Source organism: Asticcacaulis sp. EMRT-3 (assembly GCF_030027245.1).
Classification (GTDB): Bacteria; Pseudomonadota; Alphaproteobacteria; order Caulobacterales; family Caulobacteraceae; genus Asticcacaulis.
Genome location: NZ_JASERT010000001.1, coordinates 1,291,949 through 1,310,206, shown reverse-complemented (window position 1 = coordinate 1,310,206; position 18,258 = coordinate 1,291,949). Strand labels below are relative to the sequence as shown.

Sequence of the window (18,258 nt, the reverse complement as noted above, 5' to 3'; positions counted from 1 at the left end):
AAATATAAAAAACCATCTTGTTTGAGGTTAGCGGTAACAATATGGTCTGAGTATTCGGTTCGCCATAAGGGCCGATGAGAGGGTGGGCGGTCATCTCCGTTCCGCAACTACAGGCTGCGCATAACGGCCTGACAACAAAAATGCCAGTCCATCAGGGATTGCAGGGAGACAAACATGAAAAAGGACTATCCGGCCGCAGGCTGGAAGAGCAAACTCGTGCTCGTCAGTACGGCGTCATTTATGGCCATAGGGCTGGGCGCTTCGGCCTTCGCCGCACAGGCTCAGGATAAGGCGGCCACCGGCGACGCGGCCAGTGATTCCACCGTCGTGGTGGTCACGGGCATTCGCGGATCGCTGCAAAAGGCGATGAACATCAAGAAGAAATCCCTCGGCATCGTCGATGCGATTTCTTCCGAAGACATCGGCAAGTTCCCCGATTCGAACCTGGCGGCGTCGGTTCAGCGCATACCGGGCGTTTCGATCAGCCGCACATCGACCGGCAAGGCTTCGCAGGTCACCATCCGCGGCTTCGGCCCCAGCTTCAACGAAACCCTGATCGATGGCCGTCAGGCGTCTTCCGGGCAAGGCAATCGCAGCTTTGACTTCAGCGGCGTCGGCGCCGATTTCGTCGGCGAAGTGGATGTTCTGAAGACGCCCGATTCCTCGCTGTCGTCGGGCGCTATCGGTGCCACGATCAACATCAAATATCCCAAGCCGATGGATCGCCCCGGCTTCCATGTGGCGGCCACGCTGTCGGGCAATCGCAATGACAAGGACGGCAATACCTCGGCTGGCGGTGGTTTCCTGATCTCGGATACCTTCGCGGATGATAAGTTCGGCGTGTTGTTCGACGTCACCTCGTCGCGCCAGCAGACCGAAACCAACCACGTCCAGAATCAGGGCTGGGGCGGCTTCCTTGTCGCGCCTTCGCAACTGAAGGGCGCGGCCGCCGGTGCCTCGACCACGGGCACGACCCCGGCCTGGTTCTCGCAGGACTATGGCGTCTTCCAGGAACATACCGACGACAAGCGCATGGATGGTCGTCTGGTATTGCAATGGCGACCCAATGAGGACTGGCTGATCACGCTGAATGACAACCATTCACGCACCTGGTCAACCGGCCATCAGTATGGTTACGCCATCTGGTTCAATAGCGGCTCGCTGCAGAATGTCACCCAGTCGCCGAATGGTACGATCACCAACTTCAGTCAGGCCAATTCGCCGACCGACATCGACAGCAACACCACCTACAGCCATTACGACAACAATGATCTTGGCCTGAATATCAAGTGGACGGTCAATGACAAGCTGCACCTCGAATTCGACGCCGATAATGGTGATTCGAAGCGCAATCCGAATGGTGAACTCGACGGCATCGGCGGCGATATCGGCTATGGCGGCCCGCTGACCAACAATACCGGCCTGGCCGGCATCGGCGCTAATCAGGTGCCCTATACGACTGAATATGGCCCCGGCAATGACCATTCGCGCTTCGGCGATCCGGCCATCCTCGGCTCGCACGTTGTTGTCATCACCAGCCAGCACAATCATGACGTGGTCAACCAGACCAAGTTCATGGGCAGTTGGGACGAGGACAATCTGCACCTGAAGGCGGGCGTTCAGTATCTGGATGAAACCCAGGATCTGTCCAATGTCGGCAATTTTGCCAACGGCAACTGGCAGGCCTATGCGGGCTATGGCCCGGCGTCGAACAACAATAACGGCGTGATGATCCCGGCGAAATACATCACCGGTTCGTTCAGCACCTCCAACTTCATCCGCGGCTTCAGCGGCAATGGCAATCTGCCGGCCAATATCCCGGTCTATGACGGGCTTGGCGTCTTCAACTATCTGCAAAGCCTCGATCCGGCCTGCGCCAATGGCTGCGATCCGCACGTCAATGGCCCGTTCATGATCGCGCTGGATCCGGCCAGCGTGCAGAAGGTCGAGGAAAAGACCCTGGCGGCGTTCCTCAGTCTGAATACGACGGTGCAACTGGCGGATCGGCCGATGGAGGTCAATATCGGCATCCGCGAGGAAGATACGCATGTCATATCGAACGGTATCGGTCAGTTGCCGGTCAGCATGTCCATCCAGCCTAATGACCATACGGCGTTCAACATCGTCTATACGCCGACCCAGCCTCTGTCGCAGAAGAACCAGTATCGTTACATGCTGCCGAATCTGGATCTGAGCTATGCCCTGACCGACACTCTCAAGCTGCGTTTCGACGCATCGCGCACCCTGTCGCGTCCGGGCCTCAGTTCCATGACGCCCGATCTCAATGTCGGCCAGGGCCAGCGCGTCAACGCCCTGACGGGCAGCGGCGGCAATCCGAAGCTGTTGCCCTATCTGTCTGACAATCTCGATTTCGGCGCGGAATGGTATTATGGCAGCAACTCCTATGCTGCGATCGATGTCTTCAGCAAGGACGTGACCAACTTCATCGTCACCAATACGGTGACGCAATCGATCAATGGCGTGATCGACCCGACCACCAACAAGCTGGCGCAGTTCGCCTACAGCACGTCGGTCAATGGCCCGTCGGCCAATGTCCACGGCGTCGAACTGGCGTGGCAGCATGTCTTTGCCGATACCGGCTTTGGCTTCCAGGCCAATGCCACCTTCGTCGGCACCGACAAGCCCTATGACCCGAACGATATTTCGACATCGGGTTTTGCCGTGACGGGGCTGGCCAATTCGGCCAATGCCGTGGTCTTCTATGACAAGCGCGGCTTCCAGGCACGGATCGCGGTCAACTGGCGTGACGAATACCTCGATCACTTCGGCCAGACCCAGAACGTGTCGCAGTTTGGCACCGAACCGACCTTCGTCAATTCCAGCACCAATGTCGATTTCTCAACCAGCTACGACATCACGCGCAATCTGAGCGTCTTCCTGGAAGGTCTGAACCTGACCAACCAGACGCTGACCACGCATGGCCGTTACAAGGATCAGATTCTCGACCTGTACGACTATGGTCAGCGCTGGACGATGGGCGTGCGCTACCACTACTGATTGGGGAACTGCCCGGAGACGAAGCCGCCCCCGGGCAAACCTGCTTCAGCTATAAGGCCCTTGCCGGTGACAGCCGGTCAGGGGCCATCCCGCCCGGTTTTAAGATACGTCTTCAGGTCTGGCGGACTGGCATGTGTTTGGCCAAGGGTGCCGTTTGGGCACCTGACTGAGTGTGGTATAGTTCATCTCCTACTCCGGGCCGCAACTGGCGACACCCATTTGCGGCCCATTTTTATTCAGGTGTTGTCTTTAAATAGTGCGGAGTGTGCGGTGACGGAGTCTGTTCATCATATCGTCATTGTGGGCGGTGGCACAGCGGGCTGGCTGACGGCCGGTATTATCGCGGCGCGCCACAAGAGCCGCATCCAGTCGGGCCGTTTCAGCGTCACCCTGGTCGAATCGCCGAATATCAGCATTGTCGGGGTGGGGGAGGGCACATGGCCCACCTTACGCGGTACGCTGGAAAAGATCGGTGTATCGGAAACGGATTTCTTCCGCGAATGCGATGCCGCCTTCAAGCAAGGCGCGAAATTCGCCAAATGGACGACCGGCACTGACGACGACTATTATTACCACCCCTTGATGTTTCCGCAGGGCTTTACCCAGCAGAATCTGGCGCCGCACTGGCTGCGCGATGGCGGCGGGCGCAGCTTCTGCGATGCGGTGTCGCCGCAGGGCCAGCTTTGCGAAGCTGGTCTGGCGCCGAAAATGATCACCACGCCCGAATATCAGGCCGTGGCCAACTATGCCTATCACCTCGATGCCGGTAAGTTCGCGCCCTTCCTGATGCGCCATTGCACGCAAAAACTGGGCGTGCGTCATGTCCTGGCCGATGTCACCGGGGTCAATCAGGCCGGAAACGGCGATATAATCAGCGTCAGCACCGAGCAGGCGGGTGAGGTGGCGGGCGATCTGTTCGTCGATTGCACAGGCTTTCATGCCCTGCTGCTCGGCAAGGCCCTGGGGGTTCCGTTCCGCGATTGCAGCGATGTCCTGTTCTGCGACACGGCCCTGGCCGTGCAGGTGCCCTTTGATGAAGAGGATGCGCCTCTGGCCTCGCACACCCATTCCACCGCGCTCAAGGCGGGCTGGGTATGGGATATAGCCCTGCCGACGCGGCGCGGGCTGGGCTATGTCTATTCGTCGCGCCACACCAGCGAAGAGGCGGCCCATGAAGAACTGGCCGCCTATGTCGGGCCTAAGTTCAAAGACCTGAAGGTGCGGAAAATTCCGATCCGTTCGGGCCACCGCGAAACCTTCTGGAAAAACAACTGCGTGGCTGTGGGGCTGGCGGCGGGCTTTCTGGAGCCGCTCGAAGCCTCGGCCATCGTGCTGATCGAGCTGTCGGCCAAGCTGATCGCCGAGCAGATGCCGGCCAACCGGCAGGTGATGGACATTATCGCCCGCCGCTTCAACGAGACGACCCTCTATCGCTGGGGCCGCATCATCGATTTCCTGAAACTGCATTACACCCTGACCCAACGCACCGACACCGCCTTCTGGCGCGACAATTGCGACCCGGCCACCATTCCCGAACGGTTGCAAAACCTGATGACCCTGTGGACCTACCAGTCGCCGTGGTTCTTCGATGAGTTTGACCGGCTGGAAGAGGTCTTCCCCGCCGCCAGCTATCAATATGTATTGTATGGCATGGGGTTCAAAACCGAGGTTGAGGACGACGAAGCGGCCGATGCCGTGCGTGCCCGGCGGCTGATGGGGGAAAACCTGGCCCTGACCCAGCGCCTGCGCTCACAACTGCCGAAAAACCGCGACCTGATCCGCAAGATTCATGATTTCGGCCTGCAACCCGTTTAGAGCGGATTGCATTCTGATTGAATCGTTGAAAGGAATGCAAACCGCTCTACATTTTACGTTTTTCCGCATCTCGCCTTCAATTTGTAAGTCAAATGAAACGCGCGTTGCTCTAGTTTTTTGTTTGAGGATGTCCGCTTGCCCCATATCGCCATACTGAACCGTGACGCCCACCATGATCTGCGCGTGCGCCCGCATGGCGTCAATCAGCCCGAAGACCGGATGCATTTCGTGCCCGTAGTGGTCGGTGAATTCGGCCATCTGGTGACGCATTATCCGATCCTGTTCGCCAAGGACGCCGAAACAGGCGCTTTTTTCGCCGGGGCCATGCTCGGCTTCGAGCCGGGCGAGAACCTGTTCGCCGCTGAGCCGCCCAGCCGCGATGTTTACCGCCCGCTCAATCTGCAACGTGTGCCGTTTTTTACCTCCGGCGACAATATCGCCATCGATCTCGATAGTCCGCGCGTCGGGACGCACGCCGATGGTCAGGGTCTGTTCGATGAGACGGGTGGGCCAAGTCCTTATCTGCAAGGGATCATGGGCGTGTTCCAGCAGCTTGTGCCGGGGCTGGAGCGCACGCGCGCCTTTATCGCCCGCCTGCTGCAACTCAGGCTGATCGAACCGGTCACCTTCGACCTGACCTTCGATGACGGGCGCACGATCACGACCGATGGCCTCTACACCATCGATCAGGACGCCCTGCGCGGCCTGCCCGACGAGGCGGCCCTGGCCCTGTTCCGCGACGGTTCCCTGCATCTGATGTCACTGATGATCGCCTCGCTGAAACAGGTGCCGCAACTGGCGCGACGCAAGAATGACCAGTTGACTCAAGGCTTTTCCGGCCTGTCGGGCGCGTTCGGTTAAGGCCTTGACCACGCCCGTCCGCGAAATTTCCGGTTTCGACCGCGCCGACACGGCCCGCTTCCGTGCGGAGATCGTGGCGGCCTGCCAGCCGGTGATCCTGCGCGGACTGGTGGCCGACTGGCCGCTGGTGCAGGCCGAAGCGGCCCTCGGCGATTATCTGACGCCCTTTGCCGTGGCGGGCCAGACCGAGATATTTGTCGGCGCGCCCGCCATTGCCGGTAAATACTATTATGCCGAGGGACTGAGCGGCTTCAATTTCGAGCGCCGCCGTCTGGCCCTGGCCGAGGCCCTGACCCTGACCACCACGCCGCGCGCCGATGCGGCCTCGCCCTCCGTCTATGTCGGTTCGCTGCCGATGGATGACCTGCTGCCGGGCCTGGCTCAGGCCAATCCGATGGGGCTGGCAGGCGGGGCGGGGCGTCTGTGGCTGGGCCATGCCGCCAATGTGTCGCCGCACTATGACGGCTATGACAATCTGGCCTGCGTCATTGCCGGACGGCGGCGCTTTACCCTCTATGCGCCCGATACGATCAGCCGCCTCTATGTCGGCCCCATCGACCATACGATGGCGGGCCAGCCGGTCAGTCTGGCCGCCGCCGCCGATCCGCCCGAGCCCGACCGCTATCCCCTGTTCGAAGCGGTGCGCGCTCAGGCTCTGAGCGCCGAACTGGAAGCGGGCGACGCCCTCTATCTGCCCAAGCTATGGTGGCACAAGGTCGAATCGCTGGCTCCGGTCAATGGCCTGGTCAATTACTGGTGGGACGCCACGGCCTCAGGCCCCGATGCGCCCAATACCGCCATGCTGCTGGCCATGATCGCCATTGCCGAGCGCCCGCCCGCCGAGCGCCATGCCTGGCGCGCCTTTTTCGATCACTATGTCTTTCGCCCCGAAGGTCATCCTCTGGCCCATCTGCCGCCGGAGCAGCACGGCCTGCTGGGGCCGCTGAAGGACAATTACGGCAAGATCCGCGCCTTCGTCATGCACAGGCTGAGGGGCGGTTAGATGAACCCGGATCGCTTACGCAGCCTCGCTATTGTCGGCGGCGGCACTGCCGGCTGGATGGCGGCGGCCAGTCTGGCGCATTTCCTGCGCCCGCTCGGCCTCTCCATCCGGCTGATCGAATCGGACGCCATCGGCACGGTGGGGGTGGGGGAAGCGACGATCCCGCCGATTCTGAACTTCATCCGCTCGCTCGGCATCAACGAGGACGAAATCATCCGCGCCAGCCGTGCCACCTTCAAGCTCGGTATCGAATTCCGCGACTGGACGCGCCTCGGCCACAGCTATCTGCATCCCTTCGGTGCCACCGGTTTCGATATGGAGGGCGTGCCCTTCTATTCGACATGGCTGAAGGCGCACCGTCAGGGAAGCGTCGAGGCATTGGACGATTATTCCCTGATGGCACAGGCGATCCGTCAGGGCCGGTTCATGCGACCGATCGCGGCGCGCACCTCGCCCTTGCACGGCATCACCTATGCCCTGCATTTCGACGCCACCCTCTTTGCCCGCTACCTGCGCGCATATGCCGAGGCACGCGGCGTCATCCGCAGCGAGGGCAGGGTGGAAAGGGTGACGCTGAAGCCTGAAAACGGCTTTATCGACAGCCTGACCCTGGCGAGCGGCGAGACGGTTTCCGCCGATTTTTTCATCGATTGCAGCGGCTTTCGCGGCCTGTTGATCGAAGAGGCCCTGCACACCGGCTATGAGGACTGGACGAACTGGCTGCCCTGCGACCGGGCCATCGCCGTGCAGAGCGAAAGCGCAGGGCCGCCTGCGCCGCACACCCTCGCTACGGCGCGCGAGGCTGGCTGGCAATGGCGCATCCCGCTCCAGCACCGCACCGGCAATGGCTATGTCTATTGCAGCGGCTTCAGCGACGATGAGGCCGCACATGCACGCCTGATGGCCGGGCTGGACGGGAAGGCCAGCGCCGAGCCGCGACCGCTGCGTTTCACCACAGGCCGCCGCCGCCAGAGCTGGAACCGCAATTGTCTGTCGCTAGGTCTGGCCTCCGGCTTTCTCGAACCGCTGGAATCGACCAGCCTGCATCTGGTGCATCGCGGTCTGGCGGTGTTTCTGCAACTGCTGCCCGACCGGCACTGCGCCGCCGCCAACACCGCGCGCTACAACCGCATTTTTGCCAGCGAATATGAGCGTATCCGCGATTTCCTGCTGTTGCACTATACGCAGACCGAGCGCGACGACTCAGACTTCTGGCGCTATTGCCGCGCCCTGCCGAAACCGGATTCGCTGAGCGAGCGGATCGAACTGTTTCGCGCCTATGGCCGTATCCAGCCTGAGGATAATGAGCTGTTTCCGGTGCAGAGCTGGCAATATGTCATGGCGGGGCAGGGCATCATGCCCGCCCAGACCGATCCGATGGCCGACCGTCTCGACCCAGGCCATGTGAGTCAGGTTCTCGATGAACTGCGCACCGTGATTGGCCAATGCGCCGGAGCCATGCCGCTGCATGGTGATTTTCTGAAGCATAACAAGCTGCTGTACGCCTGAAAAATCCTGCGGCCCGTCCCGCCGATCCTGGTCTGGTCATTGGCCTCGCCACGAGCCCGGACGGACGTGCCGCCGCCGGGAGGCGGCCCCATATTGCGACCTTTACCACTCAACATATGGGAGCGCTAACACGGTCTGGATCAATCTTCTGGTTGTGTGTCAGGCCAGGACTTCGCTTGCATCGTGATAAAGACGGGGGTTATCGAAATTTTTTTTCAGGAAGCTATTAAAAAAAACATTGAGTTGCGTTTGAATTAACTATCGGACATCTATGGTTTTTTACGATTTTCGAGGCTAAATTTCGGCACTTGCAGCCTTTAATTGCGTGAAAAGTCTGTAACAGACACCTTGACGTATAAGGCCTTGCCGGATCATTTAGGCCCAAATCGATTTGTTTGCGAATGCTACGCGCGAATAAAGAGGTCGCCTTTTGGATCGCCTTGATCCATAATGGCAGAGTTTGTGCTTTGGCGCAGGCGTGATGCAGACGCAAGAACTGCACGTGCCACGTCAGACACGAGAGGCCCGCTGCAAGAGAACTCAGGCGTTCAAGTCCTGAACCTTGGTAACAGGTCTTTGTTTTTAACACGGGGTAAACGCTTCCCCCTTCAGTCCTTGGTCAGCCCCCAGAGGGTTAAGTCCATAATCAGGAATTGGCGAACAATGCTCGAACACAAGAAATACAACAAATTTGCTGCTCTGCTTGGTGCTGCTGCACTCATGATGAGCACTCCCGTTCTGGCCGTTGCGGCCACGGCGACTCCTCCGGCCGCCGCTTCGGCCGCCGCCAGCGACACTTCGGACATGGCTCCGGCGGCTGACGCCAGCGTGGCGGCTTCTGATGATTCGTCGTCTTCGGCGGCTCCCAAGGAGGAGATCACCTTCGTCACGATGATTTCAGGTGCGTCCTGGATCGTGAAGATGGTCATGCTCATCCTGGCGCTCAGCTCGCTGATCTCGTGGATTCTGCTGATCATGAAGCTGATGGATTTTGCTTCGCTGAACAAGGTCACCACCAACTTCCTCGAAGCCTATCGCGGCGCCCGCTCGATCGCGGACATCAACCGCATCGCCACTTCGGATGAATTCGCTGGTAACCCGCTGGCCGATATGGCCGCCGTGGCGACCGAAGAAGTGCAACTGTCCAAGCAAGCCGGTCTGTCGATCTCCGGCGAACACCGTGGCGCCACCCTGCACCGCGCCGAAGCTTCGGTGGGTGCTGTTCAGGCCGGTCTGGCCAAGCGTCTTTCGGGCGGCCTGGCCTTCCTGGCCTCGGTGGGTTCGACCTCGCCGTTCGTGGGTCTGTTCGGTACGGTTTACGGCATCATGCGTTCGTTTATCGGTATCTCGAACTCGCACACCACCAACCTGGCCGTTGTGGCTCCGGGTATCGCCGAAGCCCTGATGGCGACCGGTATGGGCCTGATCGCCGCTATCCCGGCCGTTGTCATGTACAACATCTTCAACACCAGCATCACCAATTACGGCACGCGCTCTGAGCAATTCGTGTCCGAACTGATGAACTCGCTGTCGCGTCAACTCGACAAAGGGGCATAAGCAGCATGGGAGCCAAGCTATCAGGTGGTGGCGGCTCGAAGTTTCACGTCGAAGCCCAGTCGGAGATCAACGTTACTCCGTTCGTCGACGTCATGCTGGTTTTGCTGATTATCTTCATGGTGGCGGCACCGCTCGCCACCGTGTCGATCGAGGTAAAACTGCCGAAAGCCACGTCGAAGCCACAAGAAAATCCGCCAAAGCCGGTGTATATCACGCTCAAACAAGATGCGAGCCTGTATGTCGGCAACAACGAAACATCGCTTGATGCTCTTGGTGATGACCTTAAAAAAGCGATTGGCCAGCGTGATCCCGAAGAAGAGCGTATTTTTATACGCGCCGACAAGGGCACACGTTACGCCGAGTTTATGAAGGTTATGAACAAGCTGCAGGACGCCGGCTTCTATAGCGTGGCGCTCGAAGGCGAAGATGCTAATCAGTAAAGGGTCTTAATTTATGGAAGAAACACCCCATAGAAAACGTGACCCTATACTTGACCCACCTGAGAGAAAGAATTCCGCTTCTCTCTGGGTTGGTATTGGTGTCGCCGCGGTCATCCACCTTGGTGTGGCCTACTACTTCATAAATGCCAGGTTTCTGCAAAAAGAAGTCAAATATACGGATGAGAAGGTAAAGGTCGATCTGGTGGCTCCGCCGCCACCACCTCCGCCTCCGCCTCCGCCGCCTCCGCCGCCGAAGGCACCGCCGCCACCCGTGGTTCAGCCGCGTGTGTCTCCGCCGGTGCCGAACGTGACGCCGCCGCCGCCGATCCCCGTGCCGCCTGTTCCCAAGGATCAGCACGTGGAATATAAGGCGCCGCCGGTTCAGATGAACCAAAGCACGCCGCCTCCGGCACCTGTCGGTCCGCATTATGTGGAAGGCAAGTGGAGCTATCCGAACGGCGATCAGCTCGCGGATCTCTATCCTTCGCGGGCGGTCGATGATGAGGTTGAGGGTACGGTTACGATTGACTGCGCCATCAATTCGTCGGGCAAGGTTACGTCGTGTGATATCGTCAGCGAAAACCCCAAGGGGTATGGCTTCGGTAGCGCTACGGTCAAGGCCTTCATCCGTTACGCGCACGTCGATCCGAAAACGGTCGGCGGTCAGCTCCGCGATGGCGACCGCAAGAAGTTCACCTATAAGTGGGTGCTCGGCTAAACGGTCGGATACAGAAAATGAAACGCCCCGGAGTTCGCTTCGGGGCGTTTTTTTGCGCCACGTCAAAAATTGACGTTTGCGTCAAATATGTGGCGGCAGTATGCTCCGCCTGTAGAACAAGAAACGATAATGCCCCCACTGTTGATGCAGGTTGATGACAGGCTTGCCGCTCCGGTAAAACTCAGATGCTGAACGACGCGGCGCTGGCCTGCCTTCTGCGTAATCCTCAATCCCGAAGGAGACGCCGATGATCGATGTTATTCGCAGTTATCACACCCCCATTTATGAGCAGAGCCGCGCGCGTTCTATTCCGAAATCCCTGTATTGGGGGATCGGTTTTGCCCTGCTTCTGCATCTTTTGCTGGCCTGGTATCTGATCCACCAGACCTATGGCGGCATGGATGCCGAACCGCCGCGCGAAGCCCCTGCTATGGGCGTCACCATGGTGACCTTGCCGCCGCCGCCGCCCGACGTGCATCGCCAGCCGCCGGTTAATCGTCTTGTGCCGCATGAGTCGCCCCTGCCACCGCCCATCGTGGCCACCACGCCGCTTGATCCGGCGGTGAAGCCCCTGACGGACGCCACGCCGCTCACCCCGCCCGTCATCGATGATGCGCCGCCGCAGGTGACCAGCGGCCCGAAGCCGGGGCCAGCCTTCGTCACGCCGCACTGGACGCGCTTTCCCGACGGCAATGCCCTGGCCAGCTATTATCCGCCGCGGGCTGTGGATAATGAGACGGAGGGCACGAGCACGGTGGAATGCACGGTGATAGATGCCAGGGGCCGCGTGGCCTGTCAGGCCATCAGCGAAACGCCTGAAGGCTATGGCTTCGGCGCGGCCACGGCGCGCATGGTACAGGATCGCGGCCGGGTGGATACCAGCCAGGGCGATATTCGCATCGGCGCCAAGCTGCACACCACGGTCAGGTGGACATTGAACTGAAGCCGCGCTTCATCCTGTACCTGCCGACGTCCCTTATGTATCCGGGGCGTCGGCGGCTTTGGGATAAAATCGGCAAATCAGCGTTTTACGCCGTAAAGGGGCTTGATTGCCGCGCCGCGCCATATTAGAGGATGGCCCCTTGCGATAGCGTGCCGCCTTAGCTCAATTGGTAGAGCGCCAGATTGTGGCTCTGGAGGTAGCTGGTTCGAAACCAGCAGGCGGTACCATCGCAGGCCTTACTGAAAAGTCCGGCCCCAAAGCCAAAAACCGCCATCCTGCCGCATGGCCTTTGGCGGCGGAACCGTTTAACAGGTTCTAAGCTTTTGTTTTGACGCGCATCTCGATCCCAAAAGTGCGTCACACTTTTTGGGATGCGCTCTATGTCTTCCTCCTCGCAATCCATCCTCATTGTCGGCGCGGGCATAGTGGGGCTGTGTAGCGCCGTGGTGTTACAAAGCCGTGGTCACCGCGTTCGTCTGATGGCCCGCGACAAGCCCGAGGCGACGGCATCCGGCGTGGCGGCGGGCATGATCGCCCCGGCGCTGGAGGCCATGAACGAGGCTGATCCGGCCGTGAGCTTTGCCCGACTGACCAGGGCGCAGCAAAACTGGTTCGGGTTGCAACAGGCCTGGCCTGAGCGTGTGCGCGCCCGCCTGCCGGTCTGGTCGGCCACGCCGAGCTATTATCTGTGGCGCAGCGACGATAGCGAGGGCAGGGCGCGTCTGGCCCTGACCGGTGCGCACCTGACCGAGGCCGATGCCGCCACGCGCGCGCATTTCGGGATCGATGACCGTCTGGAAGCCGTGCATGTGGCCGGTGACTGGAGTGTGCCCTCGGTCTGGCTGATGGCCGAACTGGCGGCGCATTTCGCGCGGCTTGGCGGGCAATATATTCGTGGTGAGGCCGATGCTGTCGAAAGCGGGCGGGTTCATCTGCGCGATGGCGGCTGGCTTATGGCAGACCATGTGATCATCGCCGCCGGTCAGGCAGGGCACAGCCTGCGCGCGATGGTGCCGTCGCTGGCTCATCTCAGCCCGATCAAGGGCCATATGCTGGATCTGCCGGAAAGGATCGCGCGTGGCGTGTTGCGCGCCGCCTCCGGTTATCTGGCCATGCAGGTGCAAGGCGCGAAATTCGGTGCCACGATGGAGGCGGGCCGTGACGATTCGGGTATCGATCCGCTGGCCGTCGCCGATCTGAAGGCGCGGGCGCAAGCGCTGTTTCCGGGCCTCGACCTGCATCATGCCGTGGCGCGCACCGGCGTGCGCGCCGCCACGCCCGATGGCTGGCCGTTGATCGGGCGTGATCCGTCTTCGGGCGTCTGGCTGGCCACGGGGATGCGCCGTAATGGCTATGTCTTCGCGCCGATGGCGGCTCAGGCCCTGCTGGATATGATCGAAGGCCGGGAAACCGTCGGCTGCGAAGCCTGTCGTCCTGGGCGGTTTTCTGAATATTAACCTGAAATTAACCCTGCGGGCGGCAAAATCTGCCTACAGGTCATATTTCCATGCGTATGTTCATCAGCCCCACACCCGATCCCGCCACCCTGATGCAGGGCGCGCAAAACCTCGTCGGCACGGTCGGCACCGGGGTGATGGGCGCCATTCAGCGCGCCGCCGCCGCTACGGGGGTCGATTTTGGTTATCTGGTCAAGACCGCCCAGCGCGAAAGTTCGCTCAATCCCAATGCCCGCGCCCCCACCTCGTCGGCGGCGGGGCTGTTTCAGTTCATCGAGCAGACCTGGCTTGGCATGGTCAAGGCCAATGGCGCACGCCACGGCTATGGCAGCTATGCTGACCAGATCGTCAAGGGGCGTGATGGCCGCTTCCACGTCAGCGATCCGGCGGCGCGCAAACAGGTGCTGGCCCTGCGCTTTAATCCTGACGCCAATGCGGTGATGGCCGCTGAAATGACGGCTGGCCATGCCGCCTACCTGCGCGGACGAATCGGTCGTGATCCCACACAGGGCGAACTTTACGCCGCCCATTTTCTTGGCCCCGATGGCGCCGCCGACCTGATTCAGGCCGCTGCCACCCGCCCTCAGGCCACGGCGGCCAGTCTGTTTCCGCAAGCCGCGCGCGCCAATCACAATATCTTTTACAGTCATGGCCGCGCCCTGGCGGTCAGCGAGGTCATGGCCAATCTGACGCGCGTGGGCGGCAATCAGCCCGTGCAGACCACGCCGCAGGCACCGGAGATCGACAGCTCGCCGGTTACCCTGGCGCGCGTCAATCAGTTGCGCAATGATCAGGCGGTTTTGTCGCTGATCTTCGGCGATGGCGATCAGAAGGGGTTGTTGTTCGCCACCCAGCTCATGTCGGGTTTCGGGCCGGGAGGATCGGGTGAAGACGGCGATCAGCCCGACGATTCGGCCAGTTCGTTGATGAGCGGCCTGCCGGGCCTCGGCGGCGGCGGCGGGGTGCTCGGTTAGAGGGTTTCCCCAAAAAGTGGAGTGACGTTTTGGATAAGGAAGAGTGGTAAAGCAAAAACTGAAAGCGCCGCCCTGATTCAATCGGATCGAAAAGCGCACTCAGAGCATCATGCCAAAAGTGGATGCCACTTTTTGGAAAAATGATGCGTAAGCAAAGACTTAGAGCGAGATGACGAGTCTACCTAAAGTCATCTTGCTCTAAGACGTGACCCGGATCAGGGCGCGGGCCAGGCTTTCCGGCGATTGCGGCAGCAGAAGGGGCTTATAGCCCAATGCCTGAAGCGACTCGGCCTGGTCGCCATCGGGCAGCAGGATCAGGATAGTGAGGTCGCCGATGTCGCCTGCGTCCTTCTGACTGGCGCGCAGGGCTGCGGCAAAGGCGGCCAGCCTGGCGCGGGCGGTTTCGTCTTCCAGGTTTTCAACACGGCCAAGACTGATCACGCAGGCGTCGATTTCGGCCTTCCTGGCCAGGCTCAGGCCGCGTTCGCGCGAGGTCGAGGTCAGGCACTTGTGACCGAGATGTTCGAGGGCATCGCGCAGTTCGTGCGAGTGCAGGCTGTCATTGGCGATCAGCAGCACGCGCAGCGAGGCGTCGGATGCGGCGGCAGTCTCGGCTTCAGCCGGGCGTGGCGGAGCGGAGGCTGCGGTATCAAACGGCAGGTCGAGCCAGAATTTCGAGCCGACATCGAGCGTGCTTTCGCCGCCGGCGTGGCCGCCCATCAGTTCGGCCAGTGAGCGCGACAGGCTGAGGCCCAGACCGGCGCCTGATGATCCCGCCGAGGTGCGCGCGATGCGCACATGCGGGCGAAAAACCTGCGCCAGTTCGGCGGTGTTCAGGCCGGGGCCGGAATCAACCACCTCGATGCGCAGCAAACCTTCGGGCAGGCTGGCCAGTTTCAGCTCGACGCGACCCTGGCGCGTGTAGAGCAGGGCGTTCGACAAAAGATGGGCCAGCACCTGCTCGACACGGTGTTCGTCGCCGAGCGCTGCACCGGAGGCGGGCAGGGCCTCGGCATTATAGCTGAAGATCAGCCCCTTGCTCTGCGCCAGCGCGTTAAACTGCGCCATCATCTTGCGGCAGATCAGATCGATGTCGAGCGGGCGGGTGTCGAGTTCGATCCGCCCGGAGGCGGCTGTATCATTATCGAAGGTGGTGGTGAGAATGGTCTGGAGGTGGCTGATTTCGACCAGCGACGAATCGACATACTGGCGCGGCGCCGGTGCGCGTGTCAGGTGGGTCAGGCCCTGCAACAGGTTTTGTTCTATGCCTTTGAGGCCCGTCTGCACCTCGCGCGACAGAGTTTCCATCAGGGCCATGCGCGCCTCGGTCTGGGCTTGCGCTTCGGTGCGCGCCATTTCGCGTTCGCGCGCCAGTTCGAGCTGACCATGTTCGAGCAGATAATGCTCCTGCATATGGCGGTTGAGCACGAAGCCCATAGCCAGGGCCAGGGCCAGGCCGCCGGTCATGATCTGGGTGATCTGCGGATCGTGCGGAAAGGTCTGGAGCGCCAGCAGCGGCCCGGCCATGGCGAGAGGGCCCAGAATCAGCAGGCAGATCAGCACGGGTGCCGAAAAGAAGATGATGCCAGCCGCCGTACCGGCGCAGATCATCAGCAGCATTTCAGGATGCAGGCCATAGACCGCCGTGCTCAGGGAAATGCCGATCAGGGTCAGGGCCCACATGCCGCCCGCCACAAAATGACGGCTCAGGCGTGGCTTCAGCCCATGCGGATCATGTTCAAGGCGGCGCAGGGCCGCGCGCAGGCCAAGAAAGACCGACCAGTTGATGGTGAAGACGGCCAGGTAAACACCCAGCAGCCAGTCCGGCAGGCTGAAATGGCCCACCCACAGAAGAAGCGGTAATCCAATGCCAAAAAAACCGGCAGCATAGATGCCCAGCCGCGTCTGCGCCTTCAGCCCGTAATCAAGCACAACCTCATCGCGTGACGGGGCCGATACGGCCTTAGGGGCGTAGCCGGAGGTGGGGACAATGGCGTTCATGCGGGCGAGCCTAGGGCATAACCGTTGCTTTACGGTTACCTGCACCGGCAAAAAGGTAAATTAGCGATGTGGTTTTACGCGCCCAGGTAGCGCGGGGTGGTTAAAAAGACCTGCGGATGAGGGTGGATAAAGGATTCGTTAGGGATACGGCGCGACACTTGGTTTTCAAGGATTTTTCCAAGAGATTCGCCGTCATGACCGCACCCCTTTACGCCTCCGCCCGCACGCCTCTCAGCCATACGGACATCGAACGTCTGGTGAAGAGCGAAAATGCCGATGACCGCGCCGTGGCCACGCACAAGGTTTGCCGCGTCATGGAACGCAGCGTCCTTTCGGCAGGCGAACGCGCCGCAGCGCAGGAAATCATCCGTATGCTGGCCGCCGACGCCGCCGAACTGGTGCGGCGCGCCCTGGCCGTGACCCTGCGCACCTCCGATCTTCTGCCGCATGATGTGGCCATCAAACTGGCTCAGGACACGTTAAGCGTGGCCCTGCCGGTGCTCAGTCATTCGCCGCTGTTTTCCGACGCCGACCTGACCGAAATCATCCGCAGCGGCGGCCCGATGCGCCAGGTGGCGGTGGCCCGGCGCGAAGTCCTGTCTGAAACCGTGACCTCCGCCCTGGCCGACGGCGCGGTAGAGGAGGCGGTGGTCATTGCCTGCGCCAATGATAATGCCCGGTTTTCGGAAAGCGGCATCAGCCGCGTCATGGACCGTTTCGGCACATCCGAAGTGGTGCACAGCGTACTGATCAATCGCGCCATGCTGCCGGTATCGATCTCGGAGCGGCTCGTGCATGTGGTGTCGGCGGCCTTGCGTGAACACCTGGTGTCGCGCCACGCCATCAGCCCCGAAACGGCGACGGACATCACCACGGCGGCGCAGGAACGCGCCACGCTCGACCTCAATGATCAGGCCGGCAACAGCCGTGATCCGCAGGTTCTGGCCCGCCACCTCCATGCCAATGGCCGCCTGACACCATCGCTGATGCTGCGGGCGCTGGTGCGTGGCCATATGAGCTTTTTCGAACATGCCCTGGCTGAGTTGTCCGGCGTGCCGCACGCCCGCACCTGGCTGATGGTGCATGACGCCGGAATGCTGGGCCTGCGCGCGGTCTATGACCGGGCGGGAATGCCTGCACGTCTCTTCCAGACCTTCCGCATCGCCGTCGATACCTGGCGCGATCTGCAAGCCGAGGCGGGCCATCTCGATCCGGCGCGCTTTCAGTCACGCCTGATCGAACGTTTCCTGACGCAGGCCCCCTATGCGTCGCGCGAAGATCTGACCTATCTCTATGAGCGGCTCGACCGTGATCCGCAGGGCCGCCGCCGCACAGGCGAAACCGCGCCCGCCAACGACATGGCCAGGGCCGCGTAACCCAACAGCTTTCCGCCCACAAAAAAGGCCGCAGCGTGCGGCCTTTTTCATGCAGGTTTCTTGAGAAATCAGGTGTTGAGGCCGATCTTGTCGAGATGTTCCTTGACGCGGGCTTCAAGGGTTTCGGACAGGATCTTGCCGACGGGATGCCCCTCGGCCTTGATCTTGTCGCGCACAATGGCGCGGATGGCGTCGAGATGGGCCTCCACCAGCATACGCGGTGCCTGGGCGCGTTTTTCGGGTTCATCGAGCATCTTGCACAGCGAGCCTGCCATGCGGCTGATCAGCGGATAGCCATAGGTGGTGCCCAGTCCTTTCAGATCATGGGCGCGGTAGAAGAGCTGATCGCTGTTTTGCGGATTAAGCCCCTCTTCCTTGATCACGGCCTGAACGTCTTCCAGCTTCTTGATCTCATCGAGCAGCCAGTCCTCAAAATGGCTGGACAGGTCGGCCAGAGCGGCCTCGGCCTTGGCGATCGCCTCCTGGTCAAGCGCTCCCAGACGGCCGCCCACCTTGGCGCGCAGCGTATTGGGAACCTGAATGATCTGGGCTTTTTCCGACATGGGGACTCCTGAATGGCCGGTCA

General features: G+C 60.9%; 14 protein-coding genes and 1 tRNA gene. 13 read left to right on the top strand and 2 right to left on the bottom strand.

Going from position 1 to position 18,258, the window contains the following annotated elements:
- Positions 1-174: 174 nt before the first annotated feature.
- The 12 genes from QB905_RS06345 to QB905_RS06290 all read left to right on the top strand — a co-directional run bounded on the left by QB905_RS06345 (position 175) and on the right by QB905_RS06290 (position 14,295).
- Positions 175-3,018 carry a TonB-dependent receptor gene (locus tag QB905_RS06345; protein ID WP_282973756.1) on the top strand — a complete coding sequence of 948 codons (2,844 nt, stop codon included), beginning with the start codon at positions 175-177 and terminating at the stop codon, positions 3,016-3,018.
- 270 nt (positions 3,019-3,288) lie between these two features.
- Positions 3,289-4,833 carry a tryptophan halogenase family protein gene (locus QB905_RS06340; protein ID WP_282973754.1) on the top strand — a complete coding sequence of 515 codons (1,545 nt, stop codon included), beginning with the start codon at positions 3,289-3,291 and terminating at the stop codon, positions 4,831-4,833.
- 135 nt (positions 4,834-4,968) lie between these two features.
- Entirely contained in the window at positions 4,969-5,694 is a 726-nt protein-coding gene (locus tag QB905_RS06335; RefSeq protein ID WP_282973751.1) for a SapC family protein, read from the top strand.
- Between the two features lie 4 nt (positions 5,695-5,698).
- Positions 5,699-6,697 (top strand): cupin-like domain-containing protein, encoded by a 999-nt coding sequence (locus QB905_RS06330; protein WP_282973749.1) that lies wholly within the window; start codon positions 5,699-5,701, stop codon positions 6,695-6,697.
- Positions 6,698-8,206 (top strand): tryptophan halogenase family protein, encoded by a 1,509-nt coding sequence (locus tag QB905_RS06325; RefSeq protein ID WP_282973748.1) that lies wholly within the window; start codon positions 6,698-6,700, stop codon positions 8,204-8,206.
- 663 nt (positions 8,207-8,869) lie between these two features.
- The gene (locus QB905_RS06320; protein ID WP_282973747.1) at positions 8,870-9,763 is read left to right on the top strand and encodes a MotA/TolQ/ExbB proton channel family protein; all 894 of its coding nucleotides are present in this window, start codon (positions 8,870-8,872) and stop codon (positions 9,761-9,763) included.
- Positions 9,764-9,768: 5 nt separating this feature from the next.
- Positions 9,769-10,203 carry a TonB system transport protein ExbD gene (exbD, locus tag QB905_RS06315; protein ID WP_282973745.1) on the top strand — a complete coding sequence of 145 codons (435 nt, stop codon included), beginning with the start codon at positions 9,769-9,771 and terminating at the stop codon, positions 10,201-10,203.
- A gap of 124 nt (positions 10,204-10,327) precedes the next feature.
- Positions 10,328-10,921, top strand: a complete 594-nt coding sequence (locus QB905_RS06310) for a TonB family protein (RefSeq protein ID WP_282973743.1) — start codon at positions 10,328-10,330, stop codon at positions 10,919-10,921.
- Between the two features lie 247 nt (positions 10,922-11,168).
- Positions 11,169-11,864: an energy transducer TonB gene (locus tag QB905_RS06305; protein WP_282973742.1), complete on the top strand. Its 696-nt coding sequence runs from the start codon at positions 11,169-11,171 to the stop codon at positions 11,862-11,864.
- Between the two features lie 151 nt (positions 11,865-12,015).
- Positions 12,016-12,091: transfer RNA gene (locus QB905_RS06300), tRNA-His, on the top strand.
- Between the two features lie 153 nt (positions 12,092-12,244).
- Positions 12,245-13,321 carry an NAD(P)/FAD-dependent oxidoreductase gene (locus QB905_RS06295; RefSeq protein WP_282973740.1) on the top strand — a complete coding sequence of 359 codons (1,077 nt, stop codon included), beginning with the start codon at positions 12,245-12,247 and terminating at the stop codon, positions 13,319-13,321.
- A 50-nt stretch (positions 13,322-13,371) separates the two neighbouring features.
- Positions 13,372-14,295 carry a transglycosylase SLT domain-containing protein gene (locus QB905_RS06290; protein ID WP_349252561.1) on the top strand — a complete coding sequence of 308 codons (924 nt, stop codon included), beginning with the start codon at positions 13,372-13,374 and terminating at the stop codon, positions 14,293-14,295.
- A gap of 198 nt (positions 14,296-14,493) precedes the next feature.
- Here QB905_RS06290 and QB905_RS06285 read toward each other — a convergent pair whose 3' ends face one another.
- Positions 14,494-16,296 (bottom strand): ATP-binding response regulator, encoded by a 1,803-nt coding sequence (locus QB905_RS06285; protein ID WP_282973738.1) that lies wholly within the window; start codon positions 16,294-16,296, stop codon positions 14,494-14,496.
- 194 nt (positions 16,297-16,490) lie between these two features.
- Here QB905_RS06285 and spbR point away from each other — a divergent pair, with 194 nt between their 5' ends.
- Complete coding sequence (spbR, locus tag QB905_RS06280; protein ID WP_282973736.1) at positions 16,491-17,672, top strand: SpbR family protein; 1,182 nt, start codon at positions 16,491-16,493, stop codon at positions 17,670-17,672.
- Positions 17,673-17,740: 68 nt separating this feature from the next.
- Here spbR and QB905_RS06275 read toward each other — a convergent pair whose 3' ends face one another.
- Positions 17,741-18,235, bottom strand: a complete 495-nt coding sequence (locus tag QB905_RS06275; RefSeq protein ID WP_282973734.1) for an Hpt domain-containing protein — start codon at positions 18,233-18,235, stop codon at positions 17,741-17,743.
- Between the last annotated feature and the right edge of the window lie 23 nt (positions 18,236-18,258).

Coding starts and splice junctions, on each gene's coding strand:
- QB905_RS06345 (WP_282973756.1), top strand. CDS start 175: ATGAAAAAGGACTATCCGGCCGCAGGCTGGAAGAGCAAACTCGTGCTC.
- QB905_RS06325 (WP_282973748.1), top strand. CDS start 6,698: ATGAACCCGGATCGCTTACGCAGCCTCGCTATTGTCGGCGGCGGCACT.
- QB905_RS06320 (WP_282973747.1), top strand. CDS start 8,870: ATGCTCGAACACAAGAAATACAACAAATTTGCTGCTCTGCTTGGTGCT.
- exbD (WP_282973745.1), top strand. CDS start 9,769: ATGGGAGCCAAGCTATCAGGTGGTGGCGGCTCGAAGTTTCACGTCGAA.
- QB905_RS06305 (WP_282973742.1), top strand. CDS start 11,169: ATGATCGATGTTATTCGCAGTTATCACACCCCCATTTATGAGCAGAGC.
- QB905_RS06295 (WP_282973740.1), top strand. CDS start 12,245: ATGTCTTCCTCCTCGCAATCCATCCTCATTGTCGGCGCGGGCATAGTG.
- QB905_RS06290 (WP_349252561.1), top strand. CDS start 13,372: ATGCGTATGTTCATCAGCCCCACACCCGATCCCGCCACCCTGATGCAG.
- QB905_RS06285 (WP_282973738.1), bottom strand. CDS start 16,296: ATGAACGCCATTGTCCCCACCTCCGGCTACGCCCCTAAGGCCGTATCG.
- spbR (WP_282973736.1), top strand. CDS start 16,491: ATGACCGCACCCCTTTACGCCTCCGCCCGCACGCCTCTCAGCCATACG.
- QB905_RS06275 (WP_282973734.1), bottom strand. CDS start 18,235: ATGTCGGAAAAAGCCCAGATCATTCAGGTTCCCAATACGCTGCGCGCC.